Source organism: Campylobacter sp. BCW_4323, from assembly GCF_001763115.1.
In the GTDB taxonomy this organism is placed as follows: Bacteria; Campylobacterota; Campylobacteria; order Campylobacterales; family Campylobacteraceae; genus Campylobacter_D; species Campylobacter_D jejuni.
The window spans coordinates 1-216 of sequence record NZ_MJYC01000002.1; the positions used below are offsets into that span (position 1 = coordinate 1).

The window sequence follows — 216 nt, forward strand, 5'->3', positions numbered from 1 at the left end:
GCACATAAAGGTTTAAGTGCTTCATCATACCAAATCACTTCTAACTTTTCTTCTTGGATGATTTTTAGTGCTACTTCTTTTGTTAGATATTCTTTGATGTCTTTGATACCATGATATTTATGCCAATAATTTTCTTGCAACATTTTATCAATGGCTTCTTTTTCATTATCAAAAGAATAACTAAGTCTAATACTTCCTTGGTCTTCAACATAGAAA

The 216-nt window shown here is 29.2% G+C and carries 1 pseudogene; it reads right to left on the reverse strand.

Annotated elements, in window-relative coordinates:
- Nucleotides 1-216: pseudogene (locus tag AJN60_RS00010) on the reverse strand (hypothetical protein); the annotation flags it as partial.